Origin of the sequence: Paraburkholderia pallida (genome assembly GCF_004524855.1) — a bacterium.
GTDB lineage: Bacteria > Pseudomonadota > Gammaproteobacteria > Burkholderiales > Burkholderiaceae > Paraburkholderia > Paraburkholderia oxyphila.
The window spans coordinates 1465727-1489857 of record NZ_CP038149.1 but is presented as its reverse complement, the minus strand read 5'-3'; the positions used below and the strand labels follow the sequence as shown (position 1 = coordinate 1489857).

Below are 24131 nucleotides of genomic sequence, written 5' to 3'. Positions count from 1 at the left end.
TTCCGGATCGATGGCGTGTGCGTGTTGCCCCCAGTTGACGATCGCCTCGCGCGTTGCACACTCACGTCATCGCCTGGTCGGCTGAGCACCGCTCGTCGTCGCAATGTCGATGGCGACGGTCCGGCCACATGACGACAATGCTGTTAGCGGCAAGCGGCCCCATGCAATTGCGAACCACCGATGCGAGTGATCGTGCGCTGTCCAGCGACGCGATCCGGGAGCGGATCGATCGCGTTGGCGGACTCTATTCAACCATTACCGATTCATAGCCGACGTGACTCCTATCCCCATCCAGTCCATCCTGGTCGCGAATCGCTCGGAAATCTCGATTCGCGTGATGCGCGCCGCCGCGGAGCTGAACATCCGCACCGTGGCGATCTATTCGAAAGAAGACCGCCTCGCACTGCATCGCTTCAAGGCCGATGAGAGCTACCTGATTGGCGAAGGCAAGAAGCCGCTCGCCGCGTATCTCGACATCGACGACATTCTGCGCGTCGCACGGCAGGCGAAGGTCGACGCGATCCATCCCGGTTACGGATTCCTCTCCGAGAATCCCGATTTCGCGCAGGCCGTCATCGATGCCGGGATCCGCTGGATCGGCCCCACGCCCGAGGTGATGCGTACGCTCGGCAACAAGGTGGCCGCGCGCAACGCCGCGATCGCCGCGGGCGTGCCGGTGATGCCCGCGACCGCGCCGTTGCCCGACGATCTCGACGCGTGCCGGCGCCTCGCGGCGGAGGTCGGCTATCCGCTGATGCTCAAGGCGAGCTGGGGGGGCGGCGGACGCGGGATGCGCGTGCTCGAGAGCGAGCGCGACCTCGAGGCGTCGCTCGCCGCGGCGCGGCGCGAGGCGCTGGCCGCGTTCGGCAACGACGAGGTGTATGTCGAGAAACTCGTGCGCAACGCGCGGCACGTCGAGGTGCAGGTGCTCGGCGATCTGCATGGCACGGTCGTGCATCTGTACGAGCGCGACTGCACGGTGCAGCGTCGCAATCAGAAGGTGGTCGAACGCGCGCCCGCGCCGTACCTCGATCACGACGGCCGCCAGGCGCTGTGCGAATCGGCGCTGCGCCTGATGCGCGCGGTCGGTTATACGCATGCGGGCACCGTCGAATTCCTGATGGATGCCGACACCGGAAAGTTCTATTTCATTGAGGTGAACCCGCGCATCCAGGTCGAGCACACGGTGACCGAGATGATCACCGGCATCGACATCGTGAAGGCGCAGATCCGTATCACCGAAGGCGGCCAGATCGGCCTCGCAGATGACGTGAACGACGCCAGCGGCGCGCTCGCGCAGCGTGCCGCTGGCGTGCCGTCGCAGCAGGCGATCCCGCTGAACGGTCATGCGCTGCAATGCCGGATCACGACGGAGGATCCGGAGAACGATTTCCTGCCCGATTACGGACGGCTCAGCGCGTACCGCAGCGCGGCGGGCTTCGGGGTGCGGCTCGATGCGGGCACCGCCTATGGCGGTGCGGTCATCACGCCGTACTACGACTCCCTGCTGGTCAAGGTGACGACGTGGGCGCCGACGGCAGCCGAGTCGATCCACCGGATGGATCGCGCACTGCGCGAGTTCCGGATTCGCGGCGTGGCGTCGAACCTGCAGTTTCTCGGCAACGTGATCAACCATCCGGCGTTTATCGCGGGCGAGGTCACGACCCGCTTCATCGACCGCACGCCCGAACTGCTCGCCATCGCGAAGCGCGGCGATCGCGCGACGAAGCTGCTGCGCTATCTCGGCGAGCTGAACGTGAACGGCAACGGCGAGATGAGCGGACGCACGCTGCCGGCGCTGCCCTTGCCGAAACCGGTGTTGCCGAAGATCGATACGTCGAAGGCCATTCCGGCCGGCACGCGCGATCGTCTGCGCGAGCTCGGGCCGCAGCAGTTCTCGCGCTGGATGCTCGAACAGAAGCAGGTGCTGTTGACCGACACGACGATGCGTGACGCGCACCAGTCGCTGTTCGCGACGCGCATGCGCACGGCCGACATGCTGCCGATCGCGCCGTTTTACGCCCGCGAGCTGTCGCAACTGTTCTCGCTCGAATGCTGGGGCGGCGCGACCTTCGACGTCGCGCTGCGCTTCCTGAAGGAAGATCCCTGGGAGCGGCTCGCCTTGCTGCGCGAACGCGTGCCGAACATCCTGTTCCAGATGTTGTTGCGCGGGTCGAATGCCGTGGGTTATACGAACTACGCGGACAATGTCGTGCGCTTTTTCGTGCAGCAGGCCGCGAGCGCAGGCGTCGACGTGTTCCGCGTATTCGATTCGCTGAACTGGGTTCGCAACATGCGGGTGGCGATCGATGCGGTCGGCGAGAGCGGCATGCTGTGCGAAGGCGCGATCTGCTACACCGGCGACCTGTTCGATGCATCGCGCCCGAAGTACGACCTCAAGTATTACGTCGCCATCGCGCGCGAGCTGCAGCAGGCCGGCGTGCACGTGCTCGGCATCAAGGACATGGCCGGCATCTGCCGGCCGCAGGCGGTTGCAACGCTCGTGAAGGCGCTTAAGGAGGAGACGGGCCTGCCCGTGCATTTCCACACGCACGACACGAGCGGCATTGCCGCGGCTTCGGTGCTCGCCGCGATCGACGCCGGATGCGACGCGGTCGATGGCGCGCTCGACGCGATGAGCGGCCTCACGTCCCAGCCGAACCTGTCGAGCGTCGCGGCGTCGCTGGCCGGCAGCGAGCGCGATCCGGGGCTCGATCCGGATCGCTTGCACGAAGCGTCGATGTACTGGGAGGGCGTGCGCCGCTACTACGCACCGTTCGAATCGGAGATCCGCGCCGGCACGGCCGACGTCTACCGTCACGAGATGCCCGGCGGCCAGTACACGAACTTGCGCGAGCAGGCCCGCTCGCTCGGCATCGATCATCGCTGGACCGAGGTGTCGCGCGCCTATGCGGACGTGAACCGGCTGTTTGGCGATATCGTCAAGGTGACGCCCACTTCGAAGGTGGTGGGCGACATGGCGCTGATGATGGTCGCGAACGATCTCAGCGTGGACGACGTGCGCAACCCGGCGAGAGACATTGCATTTCCGGAGTCGGTCGTGTCGCTGTTCAAGGGCGAGCTCGGTTTCCCGCCGGACGGCTTTCCTGCAGACCTGTCGCGCAAGGTGCTCAAGAGCGAGCCGCCGGCGCCGTATCGTCCCGGCGACCAGTTGCCCGCTGTCGATCTCGATGCCGCGCGCACGCAGGCCGAAGCCGAGTGCGAGCGGCCGCTCGACGACCGGCAACTGGCGTCGTACCTGATGTATCCGAAGCAGACCGTCGACTATTACGCGCACGTGCGCGCGTACAGCGATACGTCCGTCGTGCCGACGTCCGCGTTCCTGTACGGCCTGCAGCCCCAGGAGGAGGTGGCGATCGACATCTCGCCGGGCAAGACGCTGCTCATCTCGCTGCAGGGGCAGCATGCCGATGCGCAGGACGGCATGGTGAAAGTGCAATTCGAGCTGAACGGCCAGTCGCGCACGGCGCTCGTCGAGCCGAAGACGATCGTGCACGCGGGCAAGGAGCGCCACGGCCTGCAGCGTGCCGATCCGGCCAATCCCTTGCATGTTGCCGCGCCGATGCCGGGTTCCGTGGTGACGGTGGCGGTGCAGCCTGGTCAACGGGTGACGGCCGGCACGACGCTGATCGCACTCGAGGCGATGAAGATGGAAACGCACATTGCGGCGGAACGAGATTGCGAAATCGCCGCCGTGCATGTGAAGCCCGGTGACCGGGTGGCGGCCAAGGACCTGCTGATCGAGCTGAGGGGGGACGTGTAGGCAAGACGGGGGCCGATGGTTCACGTGCATCGGCGCGCCTCGTTATCCGCGTTTGGATAACGGCGCGCCCGATGCGTTACACGCATACACCCCATTCACCGCGTAAACGTATCCCCCAGCACCACGCCTTCACGCCGCGGATCCGTGCCGCCCTGCAGCACGTTCGCGCCGCTCACCGTCACCCGCATCACGGTATTCACGCCACTGACCTGCGCCGACGTCGACACCGCGTGCCCGAGCGCCTTCAGCCCGGTGATCAGTGGATCGTTCGCACCGTTGTTGCTGGTGTCGACGTTCGGATGCTCGCCGCCGACGGTCGTGACCGGGCCGTTGCTCGCGCCGAAATCGACGAGCCCGGCGGACTGCTGCGCATCGAGTCCCCAGTCGAGCGTGCCGACCAGCGTCTTCACGACGTACTGCGGAATCGTGCCGCCGCCGGGAGAGCCGGTGGCCATGACGAAGTCGCCCTTCGAGCCGTCCGCGGCGACCTTGAACACGAGCGTCGGCGCCATCGAGCTGCGCGGCCGCTTGCCCGGCTGCAAGCGGTTCGCGACGAGCGCGCCGGTGCTGTCGGTCGGGTTCGCGGAGAAGTCGGTCAGCTGGTTGTTCAGCAGGAAGCCGTGTGTCATGTGGAACGAACCCATGCTCGATTCGACGGTGGTCGTCGCGCTGACGACGTTGCCGCTGCCGTCGACGATCGTGAACTGGTTGGTGCCGTGCTCGATCAGCGTCTTGTCGACGCCGAGCGGCACCGCGCCGAGATCGCCGGGCTGCGCCGTGCCCATGCTCTTCGTGGTACTGATCAATGCCGCGCGCTGCTTCAGATATGGCTTGTTCAGCAGCGTGTCCCAGGTGCCGCCGGGAAGCGGGATGAAGTCCGTATCGGCCACGTACTTGTCGCGATCCGCGTAGGCGAGCCGTTCGGCCTCGCTGATCAGATGCACGCCGGCGACGGTCGGCTTGCCGCCTTCGAGATCGATCGCGGTTGGCCCGAGCGACTTCAGGTCGAAGTTCTCGAGGATGCCGAGCGCGGCTGCGACCGCGATGCCGCCCGACGACGGCGGCGGCATCCCGCACACCCAGTACGCGCCGCGATAGGTCGTGCACACGGGATCGCGCCGCTTCGCCTCGTAGCCGGCGAGGTCGGCGAGCGTCGTCTTGCCGGGCGTGATCGGCGAGCCGTCGGCGGCGGCGCTCGTCGCGATCTTCGCGACGATGTCCTGCGCGAGGGTGCCGGAGTACAGCGCGTTGGCGCCTTCGCTGGCCATCCGTGTGAGCGCGTCGGCGTAGGCGGGGTTCTTCAGCACGGTGCCGAGCGCCTTCGGCGTGCCGTCGGCGTTCAGGAAATACGCGGCGGCTTCGGCGTCGCGCTTCAGGCTGCTCGCATTCGATGAGATTGCGGCGGCGAGCCGGCCGCCGATCGGGAAGCCGTCGGTCGCGAGCGAGATCGCGTCGCCGAACAGGCCGCTCCACGGCAGCTTGCCGTGATCATGCTGCAGCGCCTCGATGAGCCGCGGGACGCCGATCGTGCCGATCGAGCGGCCACTCGCGCGTGCGCTCGGCACCGGCGCGGTCTGGTCGTTCGCGTCGTCGACATAGCGCAGGTAGTTTTCGGTTGCGGCGGCGGGCGCCGTCTCCCGGCCGTCATAGGCCTGCACGGTCTTGCTGGCCGCGTCGTAGTACAGCAGCACGCCGCCGGAGCCGAGGCCGGTTGCCTCCGGCACGGTCAGCCCGAGCACGGCCTGCACGGCGACGGCGGCATCGGCGGCGGTCCCGCCTTGCTTGAGCACCGCACAGCCGGCCTTGCTCGCATACGCGTTCGACGTTGCAACCATGTAGGTCTTCGCGTAGATCGGCTTCAGTCCGGTCCGGTAGCCGGATGCCGCCTCGGGCAGCGAAGGGTCGCCGGGCTGGTTCGAGCCCACGACGACAGTGGCGCCGCTGCTGTCGATCGCGAGGCAGGCCGAATCCTGCGACGCGCTGGGCGTGGAGGGGGCGGGGCTTTCGCTGTTGCCGCCGCATGCGGCCATCAGCGCGGCGGCGAGCAACGCCGACGCGTACGGCAGGATCGTCTTGTTGTTCATGGGTTCGGGACCGGATGTTGTTGTTCGAGGCCAGCGCGCATGTCGAGGCCTGTGAGACGCCGGTAAATACTTCCAGAAATGTTTTCAACAAGCAATCGGAAATATTTCTGATTCGTGACGATGCGATATGAATCAGAAGATATTCGTAAGAATGTGGCGCGCGAAAAGGATGCGCGCGCCATCGTGCGATATCAGGTGGGTCGCTGGAGGATGCATTGGCCCCGGAGCAGGCCGGAGCGCATGCCGAAATCGTGCGGGGCACCGAGGCGGGTTCGGGTGAACCTTCGGCGCTCGTGAGGGAGCGCACTTTCGCCGCGAGTGTGATCGAGCGGAGGGTAGCCGAGGCGCGGGAGGCGCGGCGACGCATGTGTGCGGATGGGGCGGGGGATCGAACCGCTACCTCAGTTAATCAGCATGCCTGATGAAATTCGGGCGATCCCCCGCGCGCGGATGACGCTTACTTCAGGCGCCCCGAGAGGAACTGCTGCAGCCGTTCGCTGCGCGGTGCATTGAGCACTTCCTTGGGGTCGCCTTGCTCTTCGATCTTGCCTTTGTGCAGGAAGACGACGTGATTCGACACGTTGCGCGCGAAGCCCATCTCGTGCGTGACGACGATCATCGTGCGGCCTTCTTCCGCGAGTGCCTGCATCACGCGCAGCACCTCGCCCACGAGCTCGGGGTCGAGCGCGGAGGTGGGCTCGTCGAACAGCATGACTTCGGGTTCCATGGCCAGCGCGCGGGCGATGGCCACGCGCTGCTGCTGGCCGCCGGACAGATGCGACGGGTACTTGTGCTCGACGCCGGTCGCGAGGCCCACCTTGGCCAGGTACTTGAGTGCGCGCTCTTCCGCTTCGCTGCGGCTCAACCCCAGCACGCTCACCGGCGCCTCGATGATGTTCTCGAGCACGGTCATGTGCGCCCACAGGTTGAAATGCTGGAACACCATCGAAAGGCGTGTGCGCATGGCCCGCAGCTGCTTCGGATCGCTCACGCGCAGCGAACCGCTGCGGTCGGGGCTCGTGCGAATCTCTTCGCCGTTGAGCGTGATGCGGCCCGAGCACGGCGATTCGAGGAAGTTAATGCAACGCAGGAACGTGCTCTTGCCCGAACCGCTGGACCCGATCAGGCTGATCACGTCACCGGCTTTCGCCTTGAGCGAGACGCCCTTCAAAACCTCGTTCTCGCCGAACTTCTTGTGCAAGTCGTCAACAATCAGCTTGTACATTCTCAATACACTCCATCAGCGCTAAACGGGTTTAGTGCCCTTGCGGTTTCAGGTAAGCCAGCATACGGGTTTCCATGCGGCGGAAGCCCCAGATCAGGGCAAAGACGATCGTCGCGTAGAGCGCGGCCGCAATGCCGTATGCCTGGAAAGTCATATAGGTGGCGGAGTTCGCGTCGCGCGCCACTTTCAGGATGTCGGGCACGGTCGCGGTGAACGCGAGCGTCGTCGCGTGCAGCATCAGGATGACCTCGTTGCTGTACGAGGGCAGCGCGCGGCGCAAGGCCGAGGGCAGGATGATGCGCGTGTAGAGCTTGTACTTCGACATGCCGTAGGCGAGGGCCGCTTCGATCTCGCCGTAGGCGGTCTCCTTGATGGCGCCCGCGAAGATCTCGGTGGCGTAGGCGCATTCGTTGAGCGTGAACGCGAGCAGCGTGCAATTCATCGCGCTACGGAAGAACTCGCCGAGCAGCGCGTGCGTATGCACATATTGCAGGCTGTAGATGCCGGTGTAGCAGAGCAGCAGCTGCACATAGAGCGGCGTGCCGCGAAACACGTAGGTGTAGAGCCAGACCGGGCGCGAAATCCACGGATTGCGCGAAGCGCGCGCAATCGCGAGCGGCACGGCAAGCCCGAAGCCCAGCACGATCGAGACCACCAGCAGCCAGAGCGTGATGACGAGGCCGCTATAGTTGAAGCCGTCGCTGTACAGGTAGTTTGGCCAGTATTGCTGAATGAGTTCGATCACAGCGCGGCCCTCCGCACACCGGTCGAATAACGCTTTTCGAGGCGGTGCAATGCCAGGTTGGAAACGGTGGTGATGGCGAGATAGATCGCGCCGGTCACGAGCGTGAAGAAAAAGAATGCCTGGGTGGCCTTGCCCGCGTCCTGCGCGGCCTTCACCACATCGGCGAGCCCGATGATCGAGACGAGCGCGGTCGCCTTCACGAGCACCTGCCAGTTATTGCCGATGCCCGGCAGCGCGAAACGCATCATCTGCGGGAACAGGATGCGCGTGAACACGCGCGTGGAGCTCATGCCATAGGCAAAGCCGGCCTCGATCTGGCCGCGCGGCACGGCGAGAAACGCGCCGCGGAAAGTCTCGGTGAAATACGCACCGTAGATGAACCCGAGCGTGATGACGCCGGCCACGAACGGATCGATGTCGATCTGGTCCATGCCGATCGCGTCGGTGAGGTGGTTCAGCCAGATCTGGATGCTGTAGAAGAGCAGCAGCATCAGCACGAGATCGGGGACCGCGCGGATCAGCGTCGTGTACAGCGTGCCGATGCGCGACACCACGCGGTTGGGCGAGAGCTTCGCGGCGGCGCCGGCGAGACCCAGCAGGAACGCCGCGGCGAGCGACAGCAGCGCGAGCTTGATGGTTTCCCATGTGCCGGCGAGGAGGAGAGGGCCGAAGCCTTGGAAGAGCATGGATGGACGTCCTTCAATGACGGGGCGCGTGCCGGGCAGCGGCGCGGCATGCGCACCCGTGTTGATGCAGATGAGGCGTGAGGGCCTAGCCGCCGTATACGTCGAAGTCGAAGTACTTCGACTCGATCTTCTTGTAGGTGCCGTCCTTGATCATGTCGGCGATCGTCTTGTCGATCTTCGCCTTGAGGTCGGCGTCGTCCTTGCGCAGGCCGATGGCGGCCGCGCCCGTGGGCAGCTCCGGACCGGCGAACGCGAAGCCGGCGCCGCGCGGCGTCTTCAGGAAGCCGAGGTCGGCTTGCACTTCGTCTTGCAGCGCGGCGTCCAGGCGGCCCGATTTCAGGTCCAGATAAACCTGGTCCTGGTTCTGGTAGGTGATGACGTTGACGCCCTTGGTCGCCCAGTTTTCCTTGGCGAAGGTTTCCTGGGTCGAGCCCTGCTCGACGCCCACCGACTTGCCCTTGAGCGACTCGACGGTCGGCTGCAGGGGCGAGCCCTTCTTCGCGACGAGGCGCGTGGGGGTGTTGTAGAGCTTCGCGGTGAAGGCGATCTGCTGCTCGCGTTGCGGCGTGACCGTGAGCGCGGAGAGCGCGCCGTCGAACTTCTTGGCCTTCAGGCCCGGGATCATGCCGTCGAAGTCCTGCTCGACCCACACGCACTTCGCGTTCAGGCGCTTGCAGATCTCGTTGCCGAGATCGATATCGAAACCGACGAGCTTGCCATCGGGTGCCTTCGACTCGAACGGCGCGTAGCTGGCGTCCGTGCCGAAACGGATCGTGGTCCAGTCTTTCGCGTAAGCGCCGCCGGCTGCAAGAGCGAGTGCGACACACAGGGCAAGTTTCTTCATGACGTCTCCGGAAGGGATTTTCTGCGTAGCAGTGAGTTGTCTATACAAATTACCGATTGCACGGGGTAGCCGGCAATCGGTGTTATTACCTGGGGTGGCGTGGCTGTTCCGTAGCCGAAAGGCCCCGTAATCTGGGCGTTAGGGAGCGATGGCGAGGGTATACACGGAGAATTTTTAACTTGTATAGACAACTCGTTTTGTGTAATCTGCCGCTACCTTGTCCAGACAACTTATTTCACTGCGATGATTACCCTGACTCCCGGCCATCTGACCCTCACACAACTGCGCCAGATCGCGCGTGCCAAGGACAGCAGCAGCATCCAGCTCCAGCTCGATCCGGCCAGCTTCGCGGCGATCGACGCGAGCGCGCGCACCGTGGCCGAGATCACGGCCAAGGGTGAGCCGGCCTACGGCATCAACACGGGCTTCGGGCGTCTCGCCAGCACGCATATTCCGATCGACCAGCTCGAGCTGCTGCAGCGCAACCTGGTGCTCTCGCACGCCGTGGGCGTGGGCGAGCCGATGTCGCGCCCGGTCGTGCGCCTCATGATGGCGCTGAAGCTCTCGAGCCTTGGCCGCGGCCACTCGGGGATCCGCCGCGAAGTGATGCAGACGCTCATCACGCTCTTCAATGCAGACGTTCTGCCCGTGATCCCGGTGAAGGGCTCGGTGGGCGCGTCGGGCGACCTCGCGCCGCTCTCGCACATGTCGGCGGTGCTGCTGGGCGTGGGCGACGTGTTCGCGAAGGGCGAGCGCATGAGCGCGGAAGAGGGCCTGCGTCTGGCCGGCCTCAAGCCGATCGCGCTGCAGGCGAAGGAAGGCCTGGCGCTCCTGAACGGCACGCAGGCTTCCGCGGCACTCGCGATCTATAACCTGTTCGCCATCGAAGACCTGTACCGCACGGCGCTCGTCTCCGGCGCGCTGTGCGTGGACGCGGCTGCCGGCTCGGTCAAGCCGTTCGACGCGCGCATCCATGAACTGCGCGGCCATCGCGGCCAGATCGAAGCGGCCTCGGCCTATCGCGATCTGCTCGAAGGCTCGTCGATCAACCTCTCGCACCGCGACTGCGGCAAGGTCCAGGACCCGTACTCGCTGCGCTGCCAGCCGCAGGTGATGGGCGCGTGCCTCGACCAGATGCGCCACGCCGCGCAAGTGCTGCTGATCGAAGCCAACGCGGTCTCGGACAACCCGCTGATCTTCCCGGACACGAAGGAAGTCATCTCGGGCGGCAACTTCCACGCGGAGCCGGTGGCGTTCGCGGCCGACAATCTCGCGCTGGCCGCCGCCGAAATCGGCGCGCTCGCCGAACGCCGCATCGCACTCCTGATCGACGCGACGCTCTCGGGCCTGCCGCCTTTCCTCGTGAAGGACGGCGGCGTGAACTCGGGCTTCATGATCGCGCATGTGACGGCAGCGGCGCTGGCCTCGGAGAACAAGACACTCGCGCATCCGGCTTCGGTCGACTCGCTGCCGACTTCGGCGAACCAGGAAGACCACGTGTCGATGGCGACCTTCGCCGCGCGCAAGCTCGGCGACATCGCCGAGAACACGGCCAACATCCTCGCGATCGAGCTGCTCGCCGCCGCCCAGGGCGTGGACCTGCGCGCACCGCACGCGACTAGCCCGGCGCTGCAAAAAGTGATGGAGTCGGTGCGCGGCGAAGTCCCGCACTACGATCTGGACCGCTACTTCGCCCCCGATATCGCAGCCATGACGCAGCTCGTGCAGAACGGCGCAATCGCGGCACACAGCCCGTTCGCGTTCGAATCCGAGCAATAACCCAAACAACCCGTCCGAGACCGTTATGAACCATCCCAACTTCACTGATCCCCGCCTCGACCCGTCCCGCACGATCCGCGCGCCGCGCGGCAGCGAGAAGGTGTGCAAGACCTGGCTGGCCGAAGCCGCCTACCGCATGATCCAGAATAATCTGGACCCGGAAGTGGCCGAGCATCCGCACGCGCTCGTCGTGTACGGCGGCATTGGCCGTGCCGCGCGCAACTGGGAGTGCTACGACCAGATCCTCGCCTCGCTGAAGGACCTGAACGAAGACGAAACGCTGCTGATCCAGTCGGGCAAGCCGGTGGGCGTGTTCCGCACCCACGCCGACGCGCCGCGCGTGCTGCTCGCGAACTCCAACCTCGTGCCGCACTGGGCCACGTGGGAGCACTTCCACGAGCTCGACCGCAAGGGCCTCATGATGTACGGCCAGATGACGGCGGGCAGCTGGATCTACATCGGCTCGCAGGGCATCGTGCAGGGCACCTACGAAACGTTCTTCTCGGTGGCGAACCAGCACTTCAAGGGCGACCCGAGCGGCCGCTGGATCCTCACGGGCGGTCTCGGCGGCATGGGCGGCGCACAGCCGCTGGCTGCGACGATGGCGGGCTTCTCGATGATCGCGGTGGAATGCGACGAGACGCGCATCGACTTCCGCCTGAAGACGCGCTACGTGGACCGCAAGGCCAAGACGCTGGACGAGGCGCTGGCCATCGTCGAGGAAGCGAAGAAGACCGGCAAGCCGGTTTCGGTGGGCCTGCTGGGCAACGCGGCGGACGTGTTCGCCGAATGCGTGGCGCGTGGCATCACGCCGGACTGCGTGACGGACCAGACGAGCGCGCACGACCCGATCAACGGCTACCTGCCGCAGGGCTGGACGGTCGAGCAGTGGCGCGAGGCGCAGAAGGTGGCGCCGGAAAGCATCGTGAAGGCGGCGAAGCAGTCGATGGCGCACCAGGTGCGCGCGATGCTCGCGCTGCAGGAACGCGGCGCGGCGACGCTCGACTACGGCAACAACATCCGCCAGATGGCGCTGGAAATGGGCGTGGAAAACGCGTTCGACTTCCCGGGCTTCGTGCCGGCGTACATCCGCCCGCTGTTCTGCGAGGGCAAGGGTCCGTTCCGCTGGGTGGCGCTCTCGGGCGATCCTGAGGACATCTACAAGACGGATGCGAAGGTCAAGGAGCTGATCCCCGACGATCCGCACCTGCACAACTGGCTCGATATGGCGCGCGAGCGCATTGCGTTCCAGGGTCTGCCGGCGCGGATCTGCTGGGTGGGCGTGAAGGATCGCTATCGTCTGGGCCAGGCGTTCAACGAGATGGTCAAGAACGGCGAGCTGAAGGCGCCGGTCGTGATCGGCCGCGACCACCTGGACACGGGTTCGGTGGCGAGCCCGAACCGCGAGACCGAATCGATGAAGGACGGCTCGGACGCCGTGAGCGACTGGCCGTTGCTCAACGCGCTGCTGAACACGGCAGGCGGGGCATCGTGGGTGTCGCTGCACCACGGCGGCGGCGTGGGCATGGGCTTCAGCCAGCACTCGGGCGTGGTGATCGTGGCCGACGGCACGCAGGCGGCGCATGAGCGTCTGGGCCGGGTGCTGCTGAACGATCCGGCGACGGGTGTGATGCGTCACGCGGATGCCGGCTACGAGCTCGCACAGCAGACGGCGCGTGAGGCTGGGCTGAAGCTGCCGATGCTGGGCAAGTAAGGGGTTTGCACGCGCCGCTGGCGGGGCGGTGCGTGCGGCACACGAGAAGGCGCCGTGCGGCTTGAGTGGCCGTGCGGCGCTTTTTTTGTTGGGTAGACAGCGTGGACTTCACGTTGTGCTTACATCATCTGACAGCCCTTGCCGAACCATGCGTTTTCCGCATGCTCCCCTCGACAATTAATCGTTTGTGATGCCTTCACCACCTCGGGATACTGCCTCCATCCCCAGACGTGGCGACAAATCGGCATCACACCATGCGATCAGATTACAACTTCATTAACGGGCAGTTTCTTGAAGCGGACGCGCAGCGCATCGCCGTCTACAACCCGGCGAACGCCGAGCTGATCGGCCACGTGAGCGCAGCAAGCGCCGACGACGCCATCCGCGCCGTCGAGGTCGCGAAAGACGCCCAGCGCGCCTGGCGCCGTCTGCCCGCCGCCGAGCGCGGCGCGATCCTGACCCGTTTCGCCGACGCCATCGACGCGCGCTCCCCGGTCATCGGCGCGGTCCTCGCCGCGGAGTCCGGCAAGAGCGTCGCCGACGCCACCTCCGAAGCCCACTACGCCGCCGAGATCCTGCGCTACCACGCGCAATGGGCGCGCCGTATCGAGGGCGAGGTGATCCCGAGCGACAGCGCCAACGAAAACCTGATTCTGATGCGCGAGCCCATCGGCGTGGCCGCGTGCCTGATTCCGTTCAATTTCCCGATCTACACGCTGCTGCGCAAGATTGCGCCGGCGCTCATTACGGGCAACACCGTCGTGGCGCGCCCGAGCAACAACACGCCCTGCTCGGCGTTCGAAGTGGCGCGCGCCGCCCAGGATGCCGACCTGCCGCCGGGCATCTTCAACGTGCTGGCGATGGACCATGACACGGCCGCTGTGCTGTGCACGCATCCGGCCGTGGGCATGATCACGCTCACGGGCAGCGTGGCGGCGGGCCGCAAGGTGCTCGACTACTGCAAGGAAAACATCGCGAAGCCTTCGCTCGAGTTGGGCGGCAAGACCCCGGCGATCATCGAGGCCGATGCCGATCTCGAAGCCGCGGCCACGGCGATCGTGCGCTCCAAGACGACCCATTGCGGCCAGCTCTGCACGGCCATCGAGCGCGTCTATGTGCAGGAGTCCGTGCATGCGCGCTTCGTTGCGCTGCTGCGCGAGAAGATGAGCGCCGTGACCTTCGGCGACCGCTCGGTCGACCCCGCTCGTATGGGGCCGCTCGTCAACGCGCAGGCACGCGCCGCGGTCCACGCGATGGTCGAGCGTGCCGTGGCCGAAGGCGCCGTGATCGAGACGGGTGGCTATCTGCCGGAAGGCGCGGGCCACTTCTATCCGCCCACGCTGCTGAGCCACTGCCGCCAGGACATGGAGATCGTGCAGGAAGAGATCTTCGGGCCGGTGCTGCCGGTGCTCGCCTACGACACGCTCGACGACGCCCTTCGCATGGCCAACGATCACCAGTTCGGGCTTTCCTCGGTGCTCTATACGGAGCGCTATCGCTCGGCCATGCTGGTCGCGAACGAGATCGAGGCGGGTGAACTTTACGTGAACCGCACGCCCGCCGACCCGTACCAGGGCTTTCACGCCGGCTGGAAGCGCTCGGGTCTCGGCGGCGACGACGGCAAGCACGGCATGCTCGAATTCACGCAGACGCGCCTCGTCGTCATGCCGTTTTGATGATTCGCCATACTGATTGAATGTGTTGTGAAGGGCGTTTGCTGCAACGAACGCCCGCCTGAATAAACGCAGACCGCCAACCAGGGCCCCGTACCGGGTGCCCAGGCCAGCGAGCCCGCGAAATGGAGACCGTCTTGCAGAAGTCCATCGCCAAGCCCACCGCGCCAGCAGGCTCGCCGCGCGCCGATATCTCATCGTTCGCACCCGCAACAGCGGGCTCGCCGCAGCGCTACGTTCAGTTGCTGCTGCTCGTGCTGGCTGCCGGCGGAATCTATCCGCTGCTCTATCTGCGTCAGGTCTATCAGACGACGATGCTCGATGTCCTGCACATCGACAACACGCAACTGGGCTACCTCTATTCGGTGCTCGGCATCGTCTTCTTCGTCTCCTATCTGCCGAGCGGCTGGCTCGCCGACCGCGTCGCGCCGCGCCTCCTGATCTGCTTCTCGCTGATCGGCACCGGCGCGCTGGGCCTCTGGTATTCGACGGCACCTTCGTTCCATGTGCTGCTCGTGATCTTCTGCTGCTGGGGCCTCACAACGGGCCTCACGTTCTGGGCTTCGGTGCTCAAGCGCGTGCGCATGATCGCGGCGCCGAACGAGCAGGGCCGTTTTTTCGGTTTGCTCGACGGAGGGCGCGGGCTCGTCGAGGCGCTGCTCGCGACCGCGGCGCTCGCGCTCTTCGCCGCCGCCACGAGTTCGGGGCGCGGCGAGGCGGTTGGACTGCGCCACGTGATTTATCTGTATTCCTTCACGTGTATCGCGCTTGGCGCGGTGATGACCTTCTTCAAGGACCCGAGGCCCACACGCGCCGCCGCCGGCCAGTCAGCCGATGCGACCGATGCCGCCGCTGCGGACGGCTCGCTCCGGCGCGATCTCAGGACGCTCGCTTCGATTCCGCAACTCTGGCTCATGGCGGCCGTCGTGTTTTGCGGCTATCAAATCTTCTGGGCCACCTACAGCTTCTCCGCGTATCTCCAGCAAGGCGAGCTGCATATGAGCGTGGTGGCGGCCGGCATGGTGACCACGGCGAAGCTCTGGATGCGGCCGATCGGCGGCATCGGCGGCGGCTTTCTCGGCGACCGCTTCTCGAACCTGCGCGTGCTGATCTGGGCGATGTTCCTTGCCGTCGCGGGGCTGGTGGGCCTGATCGTGCTGCCGGCGCTGCGCAACATGGCGCTGCTCGGCGCCGTCGTGCTGTTCATCGGCCTCATGACTTACGCGATTCGCGGCCTCTACTGGACGCTGCTCGATTACTGCGCGATCCCCATGCGTATCACGGGCCTCGCGATCGGCCTCGTGTCGCTGGTCGGCTATTCGTCGGACATTTTCCTGCCGCTCGTGAACGGCTACTTCACGGAGCACTACGCGGGCCTGCCCGGTTACCAGTTCTACTTCGCCTACATCGCGGCTATCGGTGCGCTCGGCGGCATTGCCGCGCTCGTGCTCAAGCGCATGTCTCATTCCCACACTGTCTGAATCTGCCCGAACCATGAAAGTCGTCGCCATGCAAACGCATGTCGTCGCGGTGCCTCCTCCGCACCTCGGCGGCATGTACTGGATCTTCGTCACGCTGCAGACCGATTGCGGCATCGAGGGTGTCGGTGAAATCTATGCCGCCACCTTCCATCCCGACGTGATGGTGCCCGCCATCGAGGACGTGTTCACGCGCTATCTGCTCGATCACGATCCGCACCACGTCGAGCGGCTGTTCCGCGAGACCTATTCGAGCGGCTTCACGCAGCGCCCCGACCTCACGATGATGGGCATCGTGAGCGGCCTCGAAATGGCATGCTGGGACATCGTCGGCAAGGCGGCGGGCAAGCCGGTGTACGAGCTGCTCGGCGGCATGGTGAACGAGCGTCTTCGTTCGTACACCTATCTCTATCCGAAGAACGCGAAGGGCGAATACGATTACGACGACCCCGATCTCGCCGCCGAATGCGCCGCGCAAAACGTGAAGCGGGGCTTCACTGCGGTCAAGTTCGATCCGGCGGGTCCGTACACGGCCTACTCGGGGCATCAACTCTCGCTCGAAGTGCTCGACCGTTGCGAAACGTTCTGCCGCAAGGTGCGCGAAGCCGTGGGCAACAAGGCCGACCTGCTGTTCGGCACGCACGGGCAAATGGTGCCTTCGTCGGCCATCCGGCTGGCGAAGCGCCTCGAAAAGTACGACCCGCTCTGGTTCGAGGAGCCGGTGCCGCCGGGCCAGGAAGAGGCCATCGCCAATGTCGCGCAGCACACGTCGATTCCGATTGCGACCGGCGAGCGCCTCACCACCAAGTACGAATTCCACAAGCTGCTGCAAGCGGGCGGGGCGTCGATCCTGCAAATGAACGTCGCGCGCGTGGGTGGCCTGCTCGAAGCCAAGAAGATCGCCACGCTTGCCGAAGTGCATTACGCCCAGATCGCGCCGCATCTCTACAACGGGCCCATTGGCGCGGCGGCGAGCATCCAGATCGCGGCCTGCACGCCGAACTTCCTGATTCAGGAAAGCATCGGCACGTGGGACGGCTTCCATGCGCAGATCCTCAAGAAGCCGATCCAGTGGGAAGACGGCTACATCATTCCGTCGAAGGCGCCGGGTCTGGGCGTCGAACTCGACATGGACGTCGTGCGCGCGCACTCGCCATACACCGGCGAGCGCCTGCATCTGCAGATGGCGAGCCAGCCGGCCGACGTGCGCGACACCTCGCCCGCACGCGGCTGAACCGTGGGAGCACAGAGATGAACTACGACTACATCATCGTCGGCGCCGGATCGGCGGGCTGCATTCTTGCCGAGCGGCTCTCGGCTTCGGGGCGCCATTCGGTGCTGCTGCTCGAGGCGGGCGGTTCCGACGATTCGTTCTGGTTCAAGATTCCCATCGGCTTCGCCAAGCTGTATTACAACGATAAGCACAACTGGATGTATTACAGCGAGCCGGAAGCCGAGCTGGCCGGACGCCAGATCTACGCGCCGCGCGGCAAGGTGCAGGGTGGCTCGGGCTCGATCAACGCGATGATCTATGTGCGCGGCGCGCAGCGCGATTTCGACGATTGGGCCGCGGCGGGCAATCCGGGCTGGTCTTACCAGGACGTGCTGCCGTATTTCCGCAAGCTCGAATCGCATCCGCTCGGCGACACGCGGTGGCACGGCGCAAACGGCCCGGTGCGCATCACGCCGATGAAGGACGGTGCGCATCCGATTTGCCAGACCTTCATCGAAGGCTGCACGCAGCTCGGCTACGAGCGCAACGATGACTTCAACGGCGAGCGCCTCGAAGGCGTGGGCATCTACGATGTCAACGCGCGCGACGGCCAGCGTGCGTCGAGCAGCTTCGCGTATCTGCATCGCGCGGGGCATCGCCCGAATCTCAAGATCGAGCTTCATGCGCGTACGTCGCGCGTGTTGTTCGATGTCGATGCGGAAACCGGTAACCGGCGCGCAACGGGCGTGGAGATCGTTCAGCAGGGTGCGAAGCGCACGTTTCATGCGAACCGCGAAGTGATCGTCGCCGCGGGCGCGGTCGATTCGCCCAAGCTGCTTCAGCTCTCAGGCGTGGGGCCGCGCGCGCTGCTCGCGAAGCATGGCATCGACGTGGTGCACGAGCTGCCGGCCGTGGGGCAGAACTTGCAGGACCACCTGTGCGTGAGCTTCTACTATCGCTCGCGCATGAAGACGCTCAACGACGCGTTCAGCAGTTGGACGAGCAAGCTCAAGTTCGGCCTGCAATACCTCGTCAAGCGCACGGGGCCGTTCTCGATGAGCGTGAATCAGTCGGGAGGCTTTTTCCGCACCAGTGCGAACGAAGCGCATCCGAACATGCAGGTGTATTTCAATCCGCTTTCGTATCGGATTCCTAAATCGAATCGCGCGCAGCTCACCCCGGAGCCGTATTCGGGTTTTCTCGTCTGCTTCAATCCGTGCCGGCCCACGAGCCGCGGCTCGATCGAGATTGCCTCGGCGAATCTGGAAGACGCGCCGAAGATCCGCGGCAACTATCTCTCGACGCAGAAAGACCGCGACGAGGCCATCGCGGGCAGCCGTCTCGTGCGCAAGCTGATGACGGCGCGGGCGCTGCAGGAAGTGACGGTGGAAGAGGTCACGCCGGCCGGCGACGTGACCGACGACGCCAGCATGCTCAAGTTTTTCCGCGAGCAGAGCGGTTCGATCTATCACCTGTGCGGCAGTTGCGCGATGGGACCCGATCCGCGCACGGCCGTGGTCGACGCACGTTTGCGCGTGCACGGCATCGAGGCGCTGCGCGTGGTGGATGCGTCCATTTTCCCGAACATCACGTCCGGCAATACGAACGCGGCCGCCATGATGGTCGCGGAAAAGGGCGCGGAGATGATCATCGAAGATGCGGAGCACGACATTGCCGCACGCAGCCTCGCGGCCAACGTTCAGCGCGCCGCGGCAATCTCATCCTGAAGCCACTGCCGGAACAGCTGGAGCGGCCTGGAGCCTTGCTGTTCGGGCCGCACCACGAACCAGTACGACTGGCGCCCGTCCACATGGACGTCGCGCACCGGCGCGAGCCGCCCTTCAGCCAGCTCACGCCCGATCATGTTGCGGTCGGCCATGGTCACGCCGAGCCCCTCTATCGCCGCGCGGATCGCATGGTCGAGCAGATCGAATTCATAGCCGCCCGACGTGTCCACATCTTCGATACGCGCGGCATCCAGCCAGTGCCGCCACGTGAGATAGCGCTGATTTTCGCCGGCTAGCACGTGCAGCAGCGTCTGCTTCGCGAGGTCGAGCGGGCCGTTCGCAAGCAGCGCGGGCGAGCAGACCGCAATGTGCGATTCGTGCATCAGCAGTGAGCTTTCGAGTCCCGCCCATTCGCCGTCGCCGAAGCGGATCGCGCAATCGAGCGCGGTGGAATCGGCGAGGCTGTCCTGCAAGTGGGTCGTGAGGCTCAATTCGAGCGTGGGATGGCGCGCGTGCAGCTTTGTCAGGCGCGGCACGAGCCAGCGGCTCGCAAAGGTGGGCGGCGCGTTCACGCGCAGTCGGTTCAGGTCGCTCTTCTGCTGGATCGTGCGCACGGTCAGCTCGATACGGTCGAACGATTGCTGCAAGGTGCGCAGGAGCGTGCGGCCGGCGTCGGTCAGTTCGAGCCGGTGGTGGTGGCGTTCGAGCAGGGTTTCGCCAAGCTGCTCCTCGAGCTGGCGCACCTGGCGGCTCACGGCGCTCTGTGTCACGTTCAGCTGCTCGGCGGCGCGGGTGAAGCTGCCGCTCGTGCCTGCCGCCTCGAATGCCTTCAGCGCGTTCAGCGCCGGCATTTTTCGCTTCAAGGTCGTCTCCTCGCGGGCCCGCGCCATCTCGAAATGACGGGGCGCCAAAACGACGGAGTATACCGGCGCGCGAGGCGCAGCGGCGCAACGGCGCAACGGCGGCTCGCTACTCAGCGCCGCGAGCGTGAGAGCGCCGCAAGGCCGAGCGTGACGGCAAGGGCGAAGACGTAGAGGCCACCGGGGCCGATGAACCGCATGAAGACCGACGCGATAGTCGGCCCGGCCGCGCCGCCCAGCGAGAAGACGAGCAGCAGCGTGGCGCTCGTCTGCACGCGGCGGGCTTGATCGACGTGGTCGTTCACGTCGGAGACGATCACGCCATAGAGCGTGAAGGTGAGCGCGACATAGAGAAAGAGCAGGGCGTCCACCACCCACGGCGCGCGCATCACGACCAGCGCGGCCGCCGCCAGCGCGGCGACGAGCGAGACCGCGCCGAGCGTCGCGCGCCGCCCGAGATGGTCGGACAGGCGGCCCACGGGCCACTGCGAGAGCAGCGCGCCGATCAGCACGATGCCCATGACACGCGAAATGTCGCTGGCCGGAAAGCCGATGCGCGCGAGATAGACCGGCGTGAGCGCATAGAACGCGCTGGAGAGCAGCCCCGCGCCGATGCAGGCGGGCACGCTTCGGGGTGCTACGCGGTGCAGCTCGCGCAGGCCGTCGAGCAGCAGCGTGGGGCGCTTGGGCGTGGCGAGCGGCGAGGCGCTCGTCATGGCGGCAATGGGCGGCGGCACCACCTGCTGCCAGTCGCCGATCAGCGCCACGGGTATCAGCCCAGCCACAAAGAGGCCATTCACGAGCCCATGCTCGAGGTTGCTGCCGGGCGCGCTCACGCCGAGCAGGAACTGGCCGATGCTCACCCCGAGATAGGTGAGCACGAGATAGAACGCGAACGCGCGCCCGCGCTGGCGGTTCGGCACGGCGCTGTTGACGCCGCTTTCGATCGACGTGAATACGCCGACCATGCTGAAGCCCGTCACGAGCCGCAGCACGGCCCAGATGTCGGGCGAGTCGAAGGAGAGGTAGCCGAGCGCCGCGAGGGCCGCGAGCGCGCCGAAGCCGATGAACGCGCGCTGCGGCCCGATGCGCGTCACGAGCGGGCCGAGGCCGAGCGCGCCCACGATGAAACCGACGTAATAGCACGACTGCACAAGGCCTACGCCAAGCGCAGTGTGCTGCGCGGCCAGCATGCGCAGCGAAATCAGCGTGGTGAGCAGGCTATTGCCGCAAACGAGAATCGTGTAGCCGCCCAGCAGGCCTATGAGCGCCCGCATGCGCCGCGCTTAGTGCGTCACGTCGGTGCGGCGCTCCACGAAGCGGCGCACGTAGTCGTCGGCGGGTCGATGCAGGATGTCGTCGGGCGTGCCGCACTGGATCAGGCGGCCGTCGCGCAAGATCGCGATCTGGTTGCCGATGCGCAGCGCTTCGTCGAGGTCGTGCGTGATGAACACGATCGTCTTCTTGAGCGTCTTCTGCAGTTCCAGCAACTGGTCCTGCATCTCCGCGCGGATGAGCGGATCGAGCGCGGAGAACGCCTCGTCCATCAGGATCACGTCGGTGTTCGCGGCCAGCGCGCGGGCGAGCCCCACGCGCTGGCGCATGCCGCCCGAGAGCTCGTCGGGGTAGTGATCGGCGTAGCCGTCGAGTCCCACCTTGGCGAGCCATTCGCGCGCGCTCGCATGCGCGGCGGCCTTCTTCTCGCCGCGCGTGACGAGTGCGTAGGCGGTGTTGTTGAGCACCGTCTGGTGCGGCAGCAGGCCGAAGCTCTGGAACACCATGCTCACGCCGTAGCGGCGCAGATGGCGCAGGCCGCCCTCGGAGAGCTTGAGCACGTCGTTGCCGTCGATCAGGATCTCGCCCATGGTGGGCTCGATCAGCCGGTTGAAGTGGCGCACGAGCGTGGATTTGCCCGAGCCCGAGAGCCCCATGATGACGAAGATCTGGCCCGAGCCGATCGACAGGCTCACGTCGTTCAGGCCGACGTTGCAGCGCGTCTTCTCGAGGACCTCGGCTTTGCTCGCGCCGCCGCGCAGCAGCTCGAGCGCGCGCTGGCCCGCGTCGCGCGCGCCGAAAATCTTGTAGACGTGTTTGACTTCGATGCCGCTCATGTTCGTTACCTCATTGCGTGTTCGGAGTGCGCCGTCTCGTGCGTTTCTTGCATGATGCCAGCGCTAATGCATTCGCGTCCGTTGTGGGTCCTGGGTGGCCGTTATTTGGCCGGCTGGCTGCTCAGGTCGCCGGTTCCGGCCGCATCGGCGTTGCTGCTTTCCTGATCGCGGGCGCGGCGAAACGGAATCCGCGAGGGCTGCTTCGACTTGCGTGTGAGGCCGCGCGTGCGGCGCCCCTGGCCGTAACCCTGGCTGATGCGGTCGATCACGATGGCGAGGATCACGATGGCGATGCCGGCCTGCGTGCCCTTGCCGACGTCGAGCGTCTGGATGCCCGCAAGCACGTCTTCGCCGAGGCCGCGCGAGCCGATCATCGAGGCGATCACCACCATCGAGAGCGCCATCATCGTGGTCTGGTTGATGCCGGCCATGATGCTCGGGCGGGCGAGCGGCAGCTGCACGCCGAACAGCAATTGCGTGCGCGTGGTGCCGAACGCGCGCGCCGCTTCGACGATCTCCGCGTCCACATGGCGAATGCCGAGATCGGTCAGGCGGATCAGCGGCGGCAGCGCGTAGACGACCGTTGCGAGAATCGCGGGCACCTTGCCGAGGCCGAACAGCATCAGCACCGGAATCAGGTAGACGAAGCTCGGCAGCGTCTGCATCACGTCGAGCACGGGCAGCAGCACGCGGCGCAGCGTGCTGCTCGAAGCCGCGAGGATGCCGATGGGCACGCCGAGGATCACCGAAATGAGCGTGGCGACCACCATCAGCGCGAAGGTCTGCATGAGCTTGTCCCACAGCCCGAAGCAGCCGATCAGCCAGAGCAGGGCCACGAACAGGAACGCCACGCCGATGCGGCGCGACGCGTGCCAGGCGAGCAGGCCCACGGCCGCGAGGATGACGAGCGGCGGCGTCGCGCGCAGCAGGCCTTCGAGCGGCACGAGCACGTAGCGCAGCATCAGGACGCTGAAGTTATGAAACGCGTCGCCGTGCTCCTGCACGAACGCGGTGACCTGATCGTTGACCCAGTCGGAAATCGACAGGTGAAGGAAGGGAGATCCCATGGTGAGCCTCATTCTGCGTATGACGGGGCGATGCCTTGCTGCATCGTTCGCTTCACGGTGCGGGCAAGCCGCTTACGAGCGCAAGCCCGCTTGCACGCGCGCCGCGACGTCCGGCGTAACCCATTGCTTCCAGATTTCGGGGTGCTGCTCGAAGAAGCTGTGCGCGACGGTAGAGGCGTCGAGCTTCTTGTCATGCATCTGTTGCACCAGTTGCTCGTCGAGCGAGAGCGGCAGACTCACCTTTTCGAAGAACGCCACGGCGCCGGGCTCGGTGTCGTAAAACGGCGTGGATACTGCGATCTTCAGGTGCGAGACCTTGAATGCCGAGGCGCACGGCGTGCCCTTCGGGTCGGTGATCGTGTTCCAGCAGGCGTCCGAATAGGGCGCGCCCTGCAACTGCACGAAGTGGTACTTCGCCATCAGGCCGGCGGGCTGCCAGTAGTAGAAGAGGATGGGCTTGCCGCGCTCGTAGGCCGAGGCGATCGCCGCGTCGAGTGCGCCGCCGGTGCCGGGGCGGAAATTCGTGTAGTCGTCGCCGAGCTTGTAGGCCTTGAGCAACTGGTTATTGAAGCGCTCGCAGTCCCAGCCGGCGGGGCAGTTGTAGAAGCGGCCCTTGCCGGGTTCTTCATCGTCGGCGAAGAGAGCCTTGTACTGCGCCAGTTGCGAGACGGAGCGCAATTGCGGCGCGAGGGGCTTGATGCCGCGCTTCGGGTCGCCGTTGATGACGTAATCGGGCACGTACCAGCCTTCCTTGTCGCCGCCGGGGATCAGCTCGCCCACCAGCTTCACGTTGCCGTCCTTGAGCGCGCGCGCGACGATCGGGCTGCGGCCCGTCCAGTGCTCGGCCCATACCTGCAGGTCATTGCTGGAGAGCGCGGTCTCGGTGGCGGCCGTGGCGCCGGGCACGACCTCGGTCTTGCAGCCGTAGCCTTTTTCTAACACCGTGCGGACCATTTCGGTCATCAGGGCGCCGCTTTCCCAGGTGATCTGCGCGAGCTTCACGGTCTTGCCGGACTCGCACCAGCCGGGCGCCGCAAAGCTGCTCGTGGCAGCGCCTGCCAGCGCAAGCGCGGCCGCAAGATGCACGCTGGAACGCGTGATACGTTTCATGTCGTCTCCTCCGTTCAGGAAGTCATGTATG

At 65.7% G+C, this 24131-nt stretch carries 17 protein-coding genes; 7 read left to right on the top strand and 10 right to left on the bottom strand.

The features are described from left to right. Window positions 1–274 precede the first annotated feature (274 nt). Window positions 275–3784 carry a pyruvate carboxylase gene (locus E1956_RS21785; protein WP_134752821.1) on the top strand — a complete coding sequence of 1170 codons (3510 nt, stop codon included), beginning with the start codon at window positions 275–277 and terminating at the stop codon, window positions 3782–3784. A gap of 95 nt (window positions 3785–3879) precedes the next feature. Here E1956_RS21785 and E1956_RS21780 read toward each other — a convergent pair whose 3' ends face one another. The 5 genes from E1956_RS21780 to E1956_RS21760 form a co-directional block, all read right to left on the bottom strand. Further along, window positions 3880–5868 (bottom strand): gamma-glutamyltransferase family protein, encoded by a 1989-nt coding sequence (locus tag E1956_RS21780; RefSeq protein WP_134752819.1) that lies wholly within the window; start codon window positions 5866–5868, stop codon window positions 3880–3882. 457 nt (window positions 5869–6325) lie between these two features. Continuing rightward, window positions 6326–7093: an ABC transporter ATP-binding protein gene (locus tag E1956_RS21775; RefSeq protein ID WP_028220435.1), complete on the bottom strand. Its 768-nt coding sequence runs from the start codon at window positions 7091–7093 to the stop codon at window positions 6326–6328. A gap of 31 nt (window positions 7094–7124) precedes the next feature. After that, window positions 7125–7838, bottom strand: a complete 714-nt coding sequence (locus E1956_RS21770; protein ID WP_133195821.1) for an ABC transporter permease — start codon at window positions 7836–7838, stop codon at window positions 7125–7127. Next, window positions 7835–8524 (bottom strand): ABC transporter permease, encoded by a 690-nt coding sequence (locus E1956_RS21765; protein WP_134752817.1) that lies wholly within the window; start codon window positions 8522–8524, stop codon window positions 7835–7837. Before E1956_RS21765 ends, E1956_RS21770 begins: the two co-directional genes overlap by 4 nt. A gap of 85 nt (window positions 8525–8609) precedes the next feature. Then, complete coding sequence (locus E1956_RS21760; RefSeq protein ID WP_134752815.1) at window positions 8610–9368, bottom strand: ABC transporter substrate-binding protein; 759 nt, start codon at window positions 9366–9368, stop codon at window positions 8610–8612. Window positions 9369–9611: 243 nt separating this feature from the next. Here E1956_RS21760 and hutH point away from each other — a divergent pair, with 243 nt between their 5' ends. The 6 genes from hutH (at window position 9612) to E1956_RS21730 (ending at window position 18952) form a co-directional block, all read left to right on the top strand. Beyond that, entirely contained in the window at window positions 9612–11147 is a 1536-nt protein-coding gene (gene hutH, locus E1956_RS21755; RefSeq protein ID WP_134752813.1) for a histidine ammonia-lyase, read from the top strand. Between the two features lie 25 nt (window positions 11148–11172). Further along, entirely contained in the window at window positions 11173–12861 is a 1689-nt protein-coding gene (gene hutU, locus E1956_RS21750; protein ID WP_134752811.1) for a urocanate hydratase, read from the top strand. Between the two features lie 254 nt (window positions 12862–13115). Beyond that, window positions 13116–14537, top strand: a complete 1422-nt coding sequence (gene aldA, locus E1956_RS21745) for an aldehyde dehydrogenase (RefSeq protein WP_134752809.1) — start codon at window positions 13116–13118, stop codon at window positions 14535–14537. A gap of 134 nt (window positions 14538–14671) precedes the next feature. Next, window positions 14672–16015 (top strand): MFS transporter, encoded by a 1344-nt coding sequence (locus E1956_RS21740; protein ID WP_418789264.1) that lies wholly within the window; start codon window positions 14672–14674, stop codon window positions 16013–16015. 13 nt (window positions 16016–16028) lie between these two features. Continuing rightward, window positions 16029–17246 carry a mandelate racemase/muconate lactonizing enzyme family protein gene (locus tag E1956_RS21735; protein WP_134752805.1) on the top strand — a complete coding sequence of 406 codons (1218 nt, stop codon included), beginning with the start codon at window positions 16029–16031 and terminating at the stop codon, window positions 17244–17246. A 17-nt stretch (window positions 17247–17263) separates the two neighbouring features. Continuing rightward, the gene (locus E1956_RS21730; RefSeq protein ID WP_134752803.1) at window positions 17264–18952 is read left to right on the top strand and encodes a GMC family oxidoreductase; all 1689 of its coding nucleotides are present in this window, start codon (window positions 17264–17266) and stop codon (window positions 18950–18952) included. Here E1956_RS21730 and E1956_RS21725 read toward each other — a convergent pair. The 5 genes from E1956_RS21725 to E1956_RS21705 all read right to left on the bottom strand — a co-directional run bounded on the left by E1956_RS21725 (window position 18925) and on the right by E1956_RS21705 (window position 24100). Then, entirely contained in the window at window positions 18925–19803 is an 879-nt protein-coding gene (locus tag E1956_RS21725) for a LysR substrate-binding domain-containing protein (protein ID WP_134754720.1), read from the bottom strand. The two genes, E1956_RS21730 and E1956_RS21725, sit on opposite strands and share 28 nt — an antisense overlap. 122 nt (window positions 19804–19925) lie before the next feature. After that, entirely contained in the window at window positions 19926–21089 is a 1164-nt protein-coding gene (locus tag E1956_RS21720; protein ID WP_134752801.1) for an MFS transporter, read from the bottom strand. A 9-nt stretch (window positions 21090–21098) separates the two neighbouring features. Next, entirely contained in the window at window positions 21099–21923 is an 825-nt protein-coding gene (locus tag E1956_RS21715; protein WP_134752799.1) for a quaternary amine ABC transporter ATP-binding protein, read from the bottom strand. Between the two features lie 101 nt (window positions 21924–22024). Continuing rightward, window positions 22025–22990 (bottom strand): ABC transporter permease, encoded by a 966-nt coding sequence (locus E1956_RS21710; protein ID WP_134752797.1) that lies wholly within the window; start codon window positions 22988–22990, stop codon window positions 22025–22027. A gap of 72 nt (window positions 22991–23062) precedes the next feature. Continuing rightward, a complete protein-coding gene (locus tag E1956_RS21705) occupies window positions 23063–24100 on the bottom strand; it encodes an ABC transporter substrate-binding protein (RefSeq protein ID WP_134752795.1) in 1038 nt (345 codons plus the stop codon). Window positions 24101–24131: the final 31 nt, after the last annotated feature.

What these genes read in the sequence shown, in the direction of transcription:
- E1956_RS21780 (WP_134752819.1), bottom strand. Translation starts at nt 5,868, where the DNA reads ATGAACAACAAGACGATCCTGCCGTACGCGTCGGCGTTGCTCGCCGCC.
- E1956_RS21775 (WP_028220435.1), bottom strand. Translation starts at nt 7,093, where the DNA reads ATGTACAAGCTGATTGTTGACGACTTGCACAAGAAGTTCGGCGAGAAC.
- E1956_RS21765 (WP_134752817.1), bottom strand. Translation starts at nt 8,524, where the DNA reads ATGCTCTTCCAAGGCTTCGGCCCTCTCCTCCTCGCCGGCACATGGGAA.
- E1956_RS21760 (WP_134752815.1), bottom strand. Translation starts at nt 9,368, where the DNA reads ATGAAGAAACTTGCCCTGTGTGTCGCACTCGCTCTTGCAGCCGGCGGC.
- hutH (WP_134752813.1), top strand. Translation starts at nt 9,612, where the DNA reads ATGATTACCCTGACTCCCGGCCATCTGACCCTCACACAACTGCGCCAG.
- hutU (WP_134752811.1), top strand. Translation starts at nt 11,173, where the DNA reads ATGAACCATCCCAACTTCACTGATCCCCGCCTCGACCCGTCCCGCACG.
- aldA (WP_134752809.1), top strand. Translation starts at nt 13,116, where the DNA reads ATGCGATCAGATTACAACTTCATTAACGGGCAGTTTCTTGAAGCGGAC.
- E1956_RS21735 (WP_134752805.1), top strand. Translation starts at nt 16,029, where the DNA reads ATGAAAGTCGTCGCCATGCAAACGCATGTCGTCGCGGTGCCTCCTCCG.
- E1956_RS21730 (WP_134752803.1), top strand. Translation starts at nt 17,264, where the DNA reads ATGAACTACGACTACATCATCGTCGGCGCCGGATCGGCGGGCTGCATT.
- E1956_RS21725 (WP_134754720.1), bottom strand. Translation starts at nt 19,803, where the DNA reads ATGCCGGCGCTGAACGCGCTGAAGGCATTCGAGGCGGCAGGCACGAGC.
- E1956_RS21720 (WP_134752801.1), bottom strand. Translation starts at nt 21,089, where the DNA reads ATGCGGGCGCTCATAGGCCTGCTGGGCGGCTACACGATTCTCGTTTGC.
- E1956_RS21715 (WP_134752799.1), bottom strand. Translation starts at nt 21,923, where the DNA reads ATGAGCGGCATCGAAGTCAAACACGTCTACAAGATTTTCGGCGCGCGC.
- E1956_RS21710 (WP_134752797.1), bottom strand. Translation starts at nt 22,990, where the DNA reads ATGGGATCTCCCTTCCTTCACCTGTCGATTTCCGACTGGGTCAACGAT.
- E1956_RS21705 (WP_134752795.1), bottom strand. Translation starts at nt 24,100, where the DNA reads ATGAAACGTATCACGCGTTCCAGCGTGCATCTTGCGGCCGCGCTTGCG.